Below are 12,776 nucleotides of genomic sequence, written 5' to 3' on the forward strand. Positions count from 1 at the left end.
GTGATCCGCGTCCAGCAACAGGATTTTGACCCGGCTGAAGAGTACCGTGCCCTTCGAAACAGCGGTTCCGGCACCGGGGCCATCGCGACGTTTACCGGACTCGTTCGGGACAGTGGTGACCTGAGCGGTGTGACGGGGCTGTTTCTGGAGCACTATCCAGGGATGACGGAGCAGGTTATCGAGGGACTGGTTCATGAAGCCTCACAACGCTGGGATGTGCGGGACGCGCGGATTATTCATCGGGTGGGATCGCTGGCATTGTCTGATCAGATTGTGTTTGTGGGGGTGTGCAGCGCCCATCGTGGTGATGCATTTGCGGCCTGTGAGTTCATCATGGATGCACTAAAGACGTCGGCGCCGTTCTGGAAGAAGGAGATCACGGGCGACACGGAGCACTGGGTTGAGCAGAAGGCTGCTGATCTGGACCGGACTCAGAGTTGGGATTAACTCCGAGACTTTGTGGCCAGACGGCGAGCAATTCCGAACACCCCTTCCGAAAAACGCTTTGAATACGTCCGTGTACGCTTGGGCTCCGCCATCCTTGGCTCCGCACATTTTCGGAAGGGGTGTTCGGAACTACTCGCCTGACTGGTTGTTGGCCTGGCAATAAAAAACCGCCCGTGAGCGTTTGCTCAGGGGCGGCTTTTGGCCAACTCGCAGCAATCAGAGGTTGCTGTCGAGGAACGCAGCCAGCTGTGACTTGGACAGTGCGCCTACTTTGGTGGCGTCCACGTTGCCGTTCTTGAACAGCATCAGGGTGGGGATGCCGCGGATGTTGAATTTGGGCGGGGTCTGCTCGTTTTCGTCGATGTTCAGTTTGCAGACTTTCAGCTTGCCTTCGTACTCTTCAGCCATCTCTTCCAGGACTGGCGCGATCATCTTGCATGGGCCGCACCATTCTGCCCAGTAGTCGACCAGTACCGGTACGTCTGACTGCAGTACATCCTGCTCAAAAGAGGCATCTGTAACGTTTACAATATTTCCGCTCATTTCAGTTTCCCGATTCGTGCACCCACCAGCGGCTCTGGCCGCCTGAATGATGCTGTTGACTGTTCTGACAGTTGCCGCAAAAGGCTTGGGGCAACCGATTTCCTAAATTATTGTAAGCCTTACTTTACGCGATTGGTCAGGCGTATGTGAAGCGCTTCGTTCCACCCCGGCACTTCGGATTACCCTCATCCTGAGCAATACCGCCCCATTGCGTTACACCGCATATCGCTTATAGTAATCCCCAGGCATGGTGGTTAAACGTCCACTTTCGCCCTGATAACAATGGTTACATGAACGCTGCCGAGTTTCCGGCATGCAGTCTTTCAAGCTCCCTTCCCTCTATTTAGGGCCTGGCAGAAGGAATTCATTACACGTGACGGCCAACTCTTCCGCCACCCCGCCAGAACTGCTCGCTGCAATCGATATGGGCTCCAACAGTTTCCACATGGTGGTCGCCCGCCTGGTTCACGGTGAGATCCGCACCCTGGAGAAGATGGGGGAGAAGGTACAGCTCGGTGCCGGGCTGGACAGTCATAACCGTCTGACCGAAGACGCCCAGGAACGTGCCCTGGCCTGCCTTAGTCGTTTTGCCCAGAGGCTTCAGGGCATGCCACCGGAGGCGGTTCAGGTGGTGGGCACCAACGCGTTGCGGGTGGCGCGCAACGCCCATGAATTCATGACCCGGGCGGAAGAGGTGCTGGGATACCCGGTGGAGATCATTGCCGGCCGGGAGGAGGCCCGTCTGATTTACCTGGGCGTATCACACACCCTGTCGGATGACAGTGGCCGGCGACTGGTGATTGACATCGGGGGCGGTAGTACCGAGTTTATCATCGGGGAACGCTTCGAACCCCAGGAGCTCGAAAGTCTGCACATGGGCTGCGTGTCGTTCCGCAACCGATACTTTCCGGACGGCAAGATCACCCGCAAGCAAATGGATAAGGCCGTTACCCACGCCGAACAGGAACTGCTCAACATCCGTCAGCATTTCCGCAACAAGGGTTGGCAAAGCGCTGTAGGGTCATCCGGCTCAATCAAGGCGATTGCCAGCGTGTTGACCAGCCTCAGGATCACGGACGGCACCATCACCCTGGACGCGATGATGGAACTCAGGACCCGGCTGGTCGACATGGGCAAGGCTGAGAAACTCGGGGACCTGGGCGTCCGCGCCGATCGCCAAAGTATCTTCCCCGCGGGGTTTGCGATTTTGATGGGCGCGTTCCAGTCGCTGCGGATAACCGAAATGACGTTCGCTGATGGCGCCCTGAGGGAAGGCCTGCTGTACGACATCGCCGGCCGGATTCAGCACGAGGATGTAAGGGTACGAACAATTCAGGCCCTGCAGGAACGCTACCACGTAGACCAGGAACACGGCAGCGCGGTGGAACACACCGCCATCGCGGCCTGGAGACAGGTGGCGAGCACTTGGGAGCTGAACACAGCAGTTGATGAAGAAGTGCTGCGCTGGGCCTGCCGGCTGCATGAAATCGGCCTGACCATTTCACACAGCCAGTACCACAAGCACGGCGCCTACCTGTTGCGGTATTCCGACCTACCCGGCTTCAGTCAACAGTTTCAGCGCGATCTGGCAACCCTGGTTCGTGGGCACCGGCGCAAGTTCTCTTCCGCCATTTTCGACGGGCTGAACCCCGAGGACATTCCCCGTCTACGCTACCTGTGCGTGCTGGTTCGACTGGCAGTGCTATTGCAGCATCCGCGGAATCATGAGCAGCCGCCCGAATTCCGCCTGCACCCGTCCACCAATGGTCTGGCCGTGGAATTCACTGAAGGGTGGCTGGATGAACGCCCGCTAACCCTGGCCGATCTTGAAAACGAACGGGATTACCTGGCCAAACAGGATTTCACCCTGGAGGTGAAATCCTAGGGCGTTAGCTCTGCCTCAAGGCTCTCGACCGTTTCGCTGATTTCAAGCCATTCGGCTTCTACCTCTGCCAGACGACTCTTTGCTGCGGCCTGTTGACCCAAAAGCTCCTTTAGCTTCTGCTTACCCTGATCGGCATAGAGCTCCGGCTCTGAAAGGCTCTGCTCCAGTGTCACCAACGTGGACTGGAGCTGATCCATCTCTTTCTCCAGAGCCCCCTGTTGCTTGCGATAGGGGCTAAGTTTCTGGCGAATGGCCGCCTCCGCCCGCTTGCGGGCCTTGCGATCTTCGGCGTTCTCACCCGCACCACTATCCGCAGCCAATGCGTTACCGCCTGCAGCGTGGACCTCACTACTTTCCCGGCGTGGAGCTTCGGTTTCGTCCTTGCGACGGTCCGCCAGCCAGCGCTCATAGTCTTCCAGGTCGCCGTCGTATTCCGTAACCCGACCCTCGTTCACCAGCCAGAAGTCATCAACCGTGTTACGCAGCAGGTGACGATCATGGGAAACCACCACAATCGCCCCCTCAAAGTTTTGCAGCGCCATGGTCAGGGCCTGACGCATCTCCAGGTCCAGGTGGTTGGTGGGCTCGTCCAGCAGCAACAGGTTGGGCTTTTGCCAGGCAATCACCGCCAGCGCCACACGGGCCTTTTCACCACCGGAGAATGAACGAATAGCACTCAAGGCCTCGTCGCCGTGGAAGTCAAAGCCGCCCAAAAAATTACGGACACTTTGCTCGGAGGCTTTGGGGGCCAGCCGCTGCAGGTGCAGGAACGGGCTTGCGTCCAGGTCCAGCGACTCCAACTGATGCTGGGCAAAATAACCGATCGCCACATGTTCTCCCGTGGTCCGCTCACCCCGCAACAGGGTGCTTTGCCCCCGCAGGGCATCCATCAACGTGGACTTGCCCGCACCATTGGGGCCCAAGAGACCAATACGACTGCCCGGCAGCAGTGACAGGTTGATGCCTTCGAGTACAACGGCGTCGCCATAACCCGCCGCGCCGTTACGAATCGACATCAGCGGATTGGACACTTTATCGGCGACCGGAAACTCGAAACTGAACGGGGAATCCACATGGGCCGGAGCAATCTTTTCCATGCGCTCCAGCGCTTTGACCCGGCTCTGGGCCTGGCGGGCTTTGGTGGCTTTTGCTTTAAAACGATCGATGAAACGCTGGATCTCGGCAATTCTTGCCTGCTGGCGCTCATACCCGGCCTGCTGCTGGGCAATGCGCTCACTGCGCTGGGTCTCAAATGATGAGTAATTACCCGTATACAGGTCCAGCCGCCGCTGGTCGAAATGCACCAGGTGAGTCGCCACACGGTCCATGAAGTCCCGGTCGTGGGAAATGAACAGCAGGGTGCCCTCGTACCGCCGCAGCCAGTTCTCAAGCCAAAGACAGGCGTCCAGGTCCAGGTGGTTGGTGGGCTCGTCCAACAACAACAGGTCGGACGGGCGCATCAACGCCTGGGCCAGGTTGAGGCGTATCCGCCAGCCGCCGGAAAACGAAGACACTGGCCGATCAGCGTCGGCATCCGAAAACCCCAAACCTCTCAGCAACGCTTCCGCGCGGCGAGGCGCAGACCAGGCTTCATGGATGTCGAGCTCGCCATGAATACGGGCAATGCGGTGATCGTCATCCCGCTCTTCGGCGTCAGCCAACTCTGACTCCATGCGTCGCAGATCATAGTCGCCATCCAGCACAAAATCCCGAGCCGTGCGGGACGAGGCGGCCACTTCCTGAGCCATGTGAGCGATTCGGCACCCTCCGGGCAAAGACGCACTGCCCTGCTCCGGCGCCAGCTGCCCCAGCAATAACTGGAACAAACTGGACTTGCCAGCGCCATTGGCACCCACTATCGCTACCCGTTGGCCGGGCTGGATGGTCAGGTTGACGGCTTCTAGCAACCAGACGCCACCTCGTTGTAAACTGAGATCGGTTATCGTAAGCATAACGTAATGGTATCAAGGAACGTTTGATAAGGAACCGGCCTGGCCCCTATGGCGTGTAGCGGTAGCAAGATACCTGAGGATGCAGATCCGGAAAACCCATTGTGGCGGTTTGCCTGCCGTTTCTGGGAGTCCTCTGCAGCACGGGATGCGTGCCTCGGCCTGCAGGACCGAGGCTGGAGCGTTACCCGGATTCTCTGCGCAGCGTGGCTGACCACCTCAGGCAACGTGCTTCCGGGCACTGAGAGCGCGCAGGTAACCGCATGGCGGCGCCAAGTCACGGAGCCGCTTCGATCAGCGAAGAAAACCATTACGAAGAATGACCCCGGCACTGCTATTGTAAGAGAGTGCATCGCCCGTAGCGAACTTGAAGCGGAACGGGTCGAGTTGGCCTTGGCCTATCAGGCTCTGGTTTCAAACAAACATACAGGCAGCGGTGAGGCAACAATGGCCAATCTGGCCCTCAGCAACTTGCTCGCCGCAGCACCAGAGAAGACAATGGATAACGAGACCGGCAGCTTGCTGGACATTTTGACCAGAGAACTGTCGACCCTCGTTGAAGGAGATAACAAGCCATGTTGATGAAATGGCTAATCCGGCTGGCGTTTCCCGCTCTCGGCGTCCTGGTGGCACTGATGTTTTTCGGCCTGAATGACCCCGCCGAAACCACCAGCAAACCCGCAAAGGCCGAAACCAATGCCGAAATTCCCGCGTTTGAGGGCCTGGTTCCCTCACCGGTTCCAACTGAAGGGCCCGACATCGTCTTCAAGTGGAAGGATAGCGACGGCAGCTGGCACTACGCTGACAAGCCACCTGCGCAAGGGCCCTGGAACGCGCTGGCAATAGAGCGATCTGAAAGCAAGAGCGTACGCCCGCCCGTGTCCGACTCGGAAACCGATTGGCAATCGCCCTACCGCGCACCTTTTTCGCTCGGCCCTGACACTGCCAATAACGGTAGTTGAGATTACTCCCTTCCTTAACACATGTTCAGTGGCATCTGGCGACAGAACCCGTTACCTTTTGTGCGTTCCCGATCATTCAACGCAAGCTTAACTAAGGACGATGTAATGAGAAAAACCCTGATCGCACTGTCTGTGGCCGGTGTCATGGCAGGCTGTTCTTCTTCCCAGGAAGCGGTTCCGGAAGATCCGGCGCTGGAATCCACGGATGAGAAAGTCAGCTACGGCATGGGCCTGGTCATGGGCCAGAGAATGAGCAACGACCTGCCGAACCTTAAGATGGAGCAATTCCTCCAAGGCATTCAGCACGGCCACGACGGCGACGAAGAACAGACGCGAATGAGCCGTGAGGAAATCCAGGAAGCCCTGATGGCCTACCAGACTCAGCTCCAGGAGCAGGAGTCGGCCCAGGCGGAAGAACTGGCGAAGAAAAATCAGGAAGCCGGGGAACAGTTCCTCGCGGAGAATGCCAAACGCGACGGCGTCAAAACCACGGAATCCGGCCTGCAATATGAAATCCTGGAAGAAGGCGATGGTGAAAAGCCGACGGCCGAAGACCGCGTGCAGGTGCACTACACCGGCGAGTTAATCTCAGGCGAAGTGTTCGACAGCTCCCGCGAGCGCGGCGAGCCGGTCACCTTTGGACTGAACCAGGTCATACCGGGCTGGACCGAAGGACTGCAACTGATGTCTGAAGGCAGCAGGGCGAAACTCTACATTCCTTCGGAACTGGCTTATGGGCCTGGAGGAAACCAGCGGATCGGGCCCAACGAGACCCTGGTCTTCGACGTGGAACTTCTGGAAATCAATCCGGAATAAATAAGCCGCTTGGCAACAACGGCCACTCCCCCCATTTCCTTTTGGAATCGGGGGGAGGTTTCAAGCCTTCACCTCAAGCCGACGACATTACCTTGTCAGCATGGGCATTGTGCAGATGCTCAATCAGGAAATCTTCCATCTCAAACCGGCTTTCCAGAGTTTCACCGAGCTCTGATAGCTGCTGGAACAAATCGCGAACTTCGCTCTCCGTCAGCGACTGCCCGTTAAGGCGATCGTTGAAATTGAGTGCCGTTTCCGTGGTCTGCTCAATTTTCGGGTACAGCTTTACCGCCAGCTCCAGTCCACCGTCGTTAAATTCACGGGCTTCCTGAACCAATTGCTCGTATATTTCGAAGTGCCCTGCCGACACGTAATCCACCAGCACCTCACACAGCTTGATGAATTTCGTGCGCAGCGCCTCTGTCTGGGAATAGTCCGTCGTACCGGACAAATCGCAGTAGTGTACCAGCAGTTCCTGCCTTTCTTTCAGCCAGCGATCAATCAGCTCGCTGACGCCACCCCAACGCTCCCTGGCATTACGGCAATTATCCAACATGACGCCTATCTCCGGTTACCGCGTTCTGGTTTGATTTCTGTTGTATCGAAACTCAAGTGTATCGAAACTCAAGTTACCCCATGCCAGCGGTCGGTCGCAACCGTTTCATCCCTGTATCCATTCCGGCTTTCTTGGGGGCCGGAACAGCATCACCAGGCCGACAATCACCAGCAACAAGAAAAAGATGGCCGTCCAGCCAGGAATACTGAGCCCCAGGAAACGCCAGGTCACTTCGGCGCAATCGCCCGTGCCTTTCAGCGCCGTGGTCAACACCTCCATCCAGGGCAACACATCCAGCATGTAATCCACCGATGGCCCGCAGGCCGGCACCTGATCCGCCGGCAGGCTTTGAAGCCACAGTTGTCGGCCCGCCATCGCCAGGCCAGCACCGGCGCTGACAGACAACAATAACCCATAGACCCTTGCACCGAACCCATGGGGGCCATGGAGCGCTGCCAGGAGGCTGACGATGCCAGCGGCCATAAAACCGAATCGCTGCAGCCAACACAGAGGACAGGGCTCCAACCCCATAACGTGCTCCATGTAGAAGGCCACGCCAAGCAGCCCGGCGCATAGCAGGAATATCAGAAAGAAAACGGCTCTGGAGTTCAAAGGGGTACCTCGGGTTAACGTTCAGGTCAGTCTGTCGCCCGCCTTGGGCGGTAAAGCATCGGATGCTGCAACCGCGCATCGAGCCTGCTATTCTCCCAGCATCAGGTGGCGGCTGCGTGCGCCCAGCCACTTAACCTTAAACCAATACGAACTTCAAGCCTATGACACTTAAGCCAAAGTACCTTCTGCTGGCCCTGTTTTTTGCCTTTCCCCTGGCTCCAACCGCCTTTGCCCAAGAGGAAGAAGGGGGAGACGAGACACAGGAAGAGCAGGAAAAGGAACCAGCCATCACGGACTACATCGAAATGGATCCGCCCTTTGTCACCCACGTGGGGGACCCGGGCGCCAAACTGACCTATCTCAAGGCAGCGGTTACCATCAGGGCGTCGAAGGAAACCACCCGTCCGGCGGTGGAGGCACACATGCCCAGGCTACGTCATGAGCTGGTGATGCTGTTCGGGGAGCAGACTGACGCGGAACAGCTGTCCTCGACAGAGGGACAGCAGTCGCTGCGTGAAGAGGCCACGAAGAGAATAAACACGGCCCTGGAAGAGCAACAGACCGGTGAGAGCATTACCGGTGTGCTGTTTACGGAGTTCGTTGTACAGAAGTAATACAACGGCCGGGTGAGCAGGCGGCAAGCACAGGTATCAGGCGATGCGGGAGAACAGGTCGTCGACCGGCCGCGCCTCATTGGTAACCTGTTCAGCGTCTTCCCATCCTGCTTCCCAGGCGGCAACAACAACTTCTCCGCGATAGGGACAGCGGCTGCGTTCCATGCCCATAGAGGCGGCCATATAGCCCTGGCGATAGGCTTTATTCAGGGACTCAACATCCCACCCTAACTTGATGTCTCTGGCCATACCGGTTCTCCCTTTACCTGTAGCCACCATCAGATGCTGTCACTCTGCTTACAGAAATTAACAGCGCTAACCGAAGCTGACAAACGTTAATTACGTTTCTGTGCGACAGGTCCGGGGAGAGTGTGACGCCCGACCGGGAGGGGCACTCCCGGTTCAGGATTGCAGGTATTGCTCCAGGAATTCTCCGAATGGCTGGTTTTCGGCTTGCTCCATTTCATCCTGCTCGGAAAGCGAATCAGCGGTCATTTTGTCAAACGCCGCCATCACATCCGGCGACAGCCCTTCCCCTCGCAGCGTTTGCTGGTGCTGCCTGGACATTTCCAGCCCCCATTCCCGGTGACCCATGCCGGAAGCCTCCATGGCTTCAAGCACCTTCGCTGAAGGTAACTCACGCGGATCGTCGAGCTTGGCACGCTGGTCATCCAGCGCTCGCCGATAGGTGGAATCTCCGTTCAAGCTGTCCAACTGTTCTGCAAGAGGGGCAAGACGGTCCATCAGGGCAATGGCAGCGTCACCGACCCGGCCGCGTTCACCGGAGCGACAGATCGTCAGGTCCGGATTCCGGCCCCTAGCCACCACATCCTGGTAATTGTCATCAAGGCGATCGCATTCGTCATCGTCAATTCGGGGGCTGTCTGACAGCAGGCAATCCAGCAGGAACAGGTCAAGAAAATCGATCTGGCTTTCGTTAACGCCAACCGGGGAGAACGGATCCAGGTCCAGGCAACGCACCTCAATGTACTCCACGCCCCGTGACTCCAGGGCCTGTATCGGCTTTTCCCCACGCTCGGTGGTGCGCTTTGGCCGCACGGCGCTGTAGTACTCGTTCTCAATCTGCAGCACGCTGGTGTTGATCTGGATGAATTCGCCGTCGCGCCGGGTTCCCATCTTTTCGTAAGCTGGCCACGGGGTATGAATCGCCCTGAACAGAGTGTCGGTATAGGTCTTCAGTTCATTGAAACAGATATTCAGCGATGCCTGAGCGTTGTTGTGATAGCCCAGATCGCCCATGCGCAGCGATGTGGCCTCGCGGCCATACCAGGTATCATCGCTGAACCTGCTCAGGTCATGACGTACACCCGCCACAAAGCTGGCATCCAGCGCCGGAGAAGCGCCGAACAGCAGCATCAGCATCCAGCTGCGACGACGGAAATTGCGGATCAGCCAGAAATACTGGTCCGACTTGAAGTCCTGCAGGCTTTGTTGGTTACCAAGGGCGTCCTGCCAAAGCCTCCAGAAACTGTCAGGCAGCGACAGGTTGTAGTGGGCGCCAGCAATGCTTTGCATCATGCGACCGTAACGCACGGCCAGCCCCTGGCGATACACATGCTTCAGGCGACCGATATTGGCAGTGCCATACTCGGCAATGGGAATGCTCGCGTCGCCGTCCAGCTCACACGGCATACTCGCGGCCCAGAACACCTCATCCCCAAGATTGCACTGAACGAAGCGATGGGTATCCCGGAGCGAATCGAGCATCCCTCGCGTGGTATCAAACACCGGGGTAATCAGCTCCAACAAAGCTTCGGAGTAATCCGTGGTGATACGGGGATGAGTCAGTGTGGAACCCAGCGAGCGGGGGTGCGGAGTCTGTGCGATAAAGCCGTTGCGATCGACCCGCAGGCCTTCTTTCTCAACGCCTTTTCGAAATCCGGCCCATTGGTTGGCCGTGAACTGCTGAAAAAGCTGATGGCGGGATTCACCCATGAATGACTCCTGCTTGAATGGCCGCCGGGAACACCGGCGGCCATTACGGTAGTGTGTAGCGGCGCGGGTTAACGGCCGTCTTTGCGGGCCGACGCCAGAGCCTGTGCCAGCGCTCCGGCCATGGCACCCTTTTGCCCGCTGTCTGCGCCCTTGTGGCGGTCATTTCTTGCGGAAGGTTTGCCACCTTTACTGCTGGAGCCGGCGCGGTTGTCGGATTTCTCCCCGGGCTGGTCATCCATACGCATGGAAAGCGCAATCCGCTTTCTCGGGATATCCACGTCCATCACTTTCACCTTGACGATATCCCCTGCCTTGACCACTTCCCTCGGATCTTTCACGAAGGTATTCGACAACGCAGAGATATGCACAAGGCCATCCTGATGGACGCCGATGTCCACGAACGCGCCGAAGTTGGTCACGTTGGTGACCGACCCTTCCAGCACCATACCCGGCTTCAGGTCATTGAGGGTTTCCACTCCCTCCTCGAAGCTGGCAAAGCGGAACTCCGGCCGGGGGTCACGGCCCGGCTTTTCCAATTCCGTAATAATATCCTTTATGGTCGGCAGACCAAACTGTTCGGTGACATAGTCCTGCGGGTTCAACGAGCGCAGGAAATCGGCGTCGCCGACGATACCTTCAATCTTGCGATTGTTCTGGCGGGCAATAGCCTCAACCACACCATAGGCTTCCGGGTGCACCGACGAGCGGTCCAGCGGATTGTCGCCCCCCGCAATGCGAAGGAAACCGGCCGACTGCTCAAAGGTACGATCACCAAGGCGGGACACTTTAAGCAACTGCCTGCGATCACGGAACACGCCATTCTGGTTACGAAAATCGACGATGTTCTGGGCAATACTCTGGTTCAGGCCGGACACCCGTGCCAGCAGGGGGATGGATGCGGTGTTGAGATCCACACCAACACCGTTAACACAGTCCTCCACCACGGCATCCAGGCTGCGGGCCAACTGCACCTGAGACACGTCGTGCTGGTACTGCCCCACACCGATGGACTTGGGTTCGATCTTCACCATTTCCGCCAATGGGTCCTGCAACCGGCGGGCGATGGAGACCGCCCCGCGAATGGTCACGTCCAGGTCCGGCAGTTCGCGGGAGGCGAATTCAGAGGCGGAATAGATCGAAGCACCGGATTCGCTGACCACAATCCGCGCCAGCTTCAGCTCCGGGTAACGCTTGCTCAGGTCCGCGACCAGCTTTTCGGTTTCGCGGGAGGCCGTACCGTTACCAATGGCCACCAGTTCAATGCGGTACTGCCGACACCAGCTCGCCAACTGTTCAATGGACTGATCCCACTGGTTGCGGGGCGCGTGCGGGAAAATACCACCGTGCCCCACCACCTGGCCGGTGCCGTCGATGATGGCCACCTTCACACCGGTGCGCAGGCCGGGGTCCAGCCCCAGTGTGGCGCGGGGGCCCGCCGGCGCCAGTAACAGCAGATCCTTGAGGTTGGCGGCAAACACATTGATGGCCTCGGTTTCTGCCGCTTCCCGCACCTGGGCCATAAGGTCGGTTTCGATCTGGGTGGACAGCTTTACGCGCCAGGTCCAGCGCACCACTTCCGACAACCAGCGGTCGGCCGCACGGCCGTTGTCACGGATATGCCAGCGCGCGGCGATACGCTGTTCCGCCGGATGGGGCTGGCGACGGTCGTCTTCCGCATCGCCAACCACAATGGAGTAGGTAAGCACGCCTTCATTGCGCCCCCGGAGGATGGCAAGCGCACGATGGGATGGCACCTTTTTCAGTGGCTCGACATGGTCGAAGTAGTCGCGGAACTTGGCACCTTCATTTTCCTTGCCGTCCACCACGGTGACCTTGAGCTGCCCCTGCTGCCAGATAAAGTCACGCAGCTCACCCAGGAGTTCCGCATCCTCGGCAAAGCGTTCCATCAGAATGTAGCGGGCACCATCAAGCGCGGCCTTGGTGTCGGTAACACCGGCCTCATCATTGATATAGCCTTCCGCTGTGCTCTCTGGCTCCAGCGTGGGGTCGTCATACAGGGCATCGGCCAGGGGCTCCAGACCGGCTTCACGGGCAATCTGCGCTTTGGTTCGGCGCTTGGGCTTATACGGCAGGTAGAGGTCTTCGAGGCGGTTCTTGGTGTCCGCCGAATCGATGCTGGCACGCAGCTCATCGGTCAGCTTGCCCTGCTCCTCAATGCTGTTGAGGATCGTGGAACGACGGTCTTCCAGCTCACGCAGATAACGCAGGCGGTCTTCCAGGGACCGTAACTGGCTGTCATCGAGCGAACCGGTGACTTCCTTGCGATAACGGGCAATAAAAGGAACGGTGGCGCCACCGTCCAGCATTTCAACGGTGGCATTCACCTGCTGTTCACGAACACCCAGTTCGTCAGCAATGCGCCTGATGATACTGTTCATGCAACCTCATCTGATGCTTACGAGTCAAAGCGCAAAG

General features: G+C 58.2%; 13 protein-coding genes. 6 read left to right on the forward strand and 7 right to left on the reverse strand.

Going from position 1 to position 12,776, the window contains the following annotated elements:
• Positions 1-447: a molybdenum cofactor biosynthesis protein MoaE gene (locus B3M52_RS15790; RefSeq protein ID WP_036203014.1), complete on the forward strand. Its 447-nt coding sequence runs from the start codon at positions 1-3 to the stop codon at positions 445-447.
• A 216-nt stretch (positions 448-663) separates the two neighbouring features.
• Here the strand turns inward: B3M52_RS15790 and trxA are convergent, their stop codons facing one another.
• Positions 664-990, reverse strand: a complete 327-nt coding sequence (gene trxA, locus B3M52_RS15795) for a thioredoxin TrxA (RefSeq protein WP_007153552.1) — start codon at positions 988-990, stop codon at positions 664-666.
• 373 nt (positions 991-1,363) lie between these two features.
• On the opposite strand from trxA, the gene ppx reads away from it, so the two are divergent.
• On the forward strand, positions 1,364-2,875 hold the full coding sequence (gene ppx / locus B3M52_RS15800) for an exopolyphosphatase (RefSeq protein WP_151982892.1): 1,512 nt from the start codon (positions 1,364-1,366) through the stop codon (positions 2,873-2,875).
• Here ppx and B3M52_RS15805 read toward each other — a convergent pair.
• Positions 2,872-4,827: an ATP-binding cassette domain-containing protein gene (locus tag B3M52_RS15805; RefSeq protein WP_075194999.1), complete on the reverse strand. Its 1,956-nt coding sequence runs from the start codon at positions 4,825-4,827 to the stop codon at positions 2,872-2,874. The two genes, ppx and B3M52_RS15805, sit on opposite strands and share 4 nt — an antisense overlap.
• 99 nt (positions 4,828-4,926) lie before the next feature.
• On the opposite strand from B3M52_RS15805, the gene B3M52_RS15810 reads away from it, so the two are divergent.
• From B3M52_RS15810 to B3M52_RS15820, 3 genes are all read left to right on the forward strand, one after another.
• Positions 4,927-5,406: a DUF2390 domain-containing protein gene (locus B3M52_RS15810; protein ID WP_185906465.1), complete on the forward strand. Its 480-nt coding sequence runs from the start codon at positions 4,927-4,929 to the stop codon at positions 5,404-5,406.
• Complete coding sequence (locus B3M52_RS15815) at positions 5,400-5,786, forward strand: hypothetical protein (protein WP_036203003.1); 387 nt, start codon at positions 5,400-5,402, stop codon at positions 5,784-5,786. The genes B3M52_RS15810 and B3M52_RS15815 overlap by 7 nt, the downstream gene beginning before the upstream one ends.
• Positions 5,787-5,891: 105 nt before the next feature.
• A complete protein-coding gene (locus B3M52_RS15820) occupies positions 5,892-6,602 on the forward strand; it encodes an FKBP-type peptidyl-prolyl cis-trans isomerase (protein ID WP_036203000.1) in 711 nt (236 codons plus the stop codon).
• 73 nt (positions 6,603-6,675) lie between these two features.
• Here B3M52_RS15820 and B3M52_RS15825 read toward each other — a convergent pair whose 3' ends face one another.
• Together B3M52_RS15825 and B3M52_RS15830 are read right to left on the reverse strand one after the other, a co-directional pair.
• On the reverse strand, positions 6,676-7,158 hold the full coding sequence (locus B3M52_RS15825; protein WP_075194997.1) for an Rsd/AlgQ family anti-sigma factor: 483 nt from the start codon (positions 7,156-7,158) through the stop codon (positions 6,676-6,678).
• 105 nt (positions 7,159-7,263) lie between these two features.
• Positions 7,264-7,770: a disulfide bond formation protein B gene (locus B3M52_RS15830; RefSeq protein ID WP_036202995.1), complete on the reverse strand. Its 507-nt coding sequence runs from the start codon at positions 7,768-7,770 to the stop codon at positions 7,264-7,266.
• 161 nt (positions 7,771-7,931) lie between these two features.
• Between B3M52_RS15830 and B3M52_RS15835 the strand changes: the two genes are divergently transcribed.
• Positions 7,932-8,384, forward strand: a complete 453-nt coding sequence (locus B3M52_RS15835; protein WP_075194996.1) for a flagellar basal body-associated FliL family protein — start codon at positions 7,932-7,934, stop codon at positions 8,382-8,384.
• Between the two features lie 36 nt (positions 8,385-8,420).
• On the opposite strand, the gene rmf is transcribed toward B3M52_RS15835, so the two are convergent.
• From rmf to B3M52_RS15850, 3 genes are all read right to left on the reverse strand, one after another.
• Positions 8,421-8,633 (reverse strand): ribosome modulation factor, encoded by a 213-nt coding sequence (gene rmf / locus B3M52_RS15840; RefSeq protein ID WP_036202988.1) that lies wholly within the window; start codon positions 8,631-8,633, stop codon positions 8,421-8,423.
• Positions 8,634-8,786: 153 nt separating this feature from the next.
• Entirely contained in the window at positions 8,787-10,340 is a 1,554-nt protein-coding gene (gene gshA, locus B3M52_RS15845; RefSeq protein WP_075194995.1) for a glutamate--cysteine ligase, read from the reverse strand.
• Positions 10,341-10,408: 68 nt separating this feature from the next.
• Positions 10,409-12,739 (reverse strand): Tex family protein, encoded by a 2,331-nt coding sequence (locus tag B3M52_RS15850; protein ID WP_036202982.1) that lies wholly within the window; start codon positions 12,737-12,739, stop codon positions 10,409-10,411.
• Between the last annotated feature and the right edge of the window lie 37 nt (positions 12,740-12,776).

The sequence above is a fragment of the Marinobacter sp. UBA2688 genome, from assembly GCF_002352785.1.
GTDB lineage: Bacteria > Pseudomonadota > Gammaproteobacteria > Pseudomonadales > Oleiphilaceae > Marinobacter > Marinobacter salarius.

Bases quoted from the DNA above. Each gene is read 5' to 3' on its own strand.
- B3M52_RS15850 (WP_036202982.1), bottom strand. From the start codon at position 12,739: ATGAACAGTATCATCAGGCGCATTGCTGACGAACTGGGTGTTCGTGAA.
- B3M52_RS15815 (WP_036203003.1), top strand. From the start codon at position 5,400: ATGTTGATGAAATGGCTAATCCGGCTGGCGTTTCCCGCTCTCGGCGTC.
- B3M52_RS15835 (WP_075194996.1), top strand. From the start codon at position 7,932: ATGACACTTAAGCCAAAGTACCTTCTGCTGGCCCTGTTTTTTGCCTTT.
- B3M52_RS15805 (WP_075194999.1), bottom strand. From the start codon at position 4,827: ATGCTTACGATAACCGATCTCAGTTTACAACGAGGTGGCGTCTGGTTG.
- B3M52_RS15825 (WP_075194997.1), bottom strand. From the start codon at position 7,158: ATGTTGGATAATTGCCGTAATGCCAGGGAGCGTTGGGGTGGCGTCAGC.
- gshA (WP_075194995.1), bottom strand. From the start codon at position 10,340: ATGGGTGAATCCCGCCATCAGCTTTTTCAGCAGTTCACGGCCAACCAA.
- trxA (WP_007153552.1), bottom strand. From the start codon at position 990: ATGAGCGGAAATATTGTAAACGTTACAGATGCCTCTTTTGAGCAGGAT.
- B3M52_RS15820 (WP_036203000.1), top strand. From the start codon at position 5,892: ATGAGAAAAACCCTGATCGCACTGTCTGTGGCCGGTGTCATGGCAGGC.
- rmf (WP_036202988.1), bottom strand. From the start codon at position 8,633: ATGGCCAGAGACATCAAGTTAGGGTGGGATGTTGAGTCCCTGAATAAA.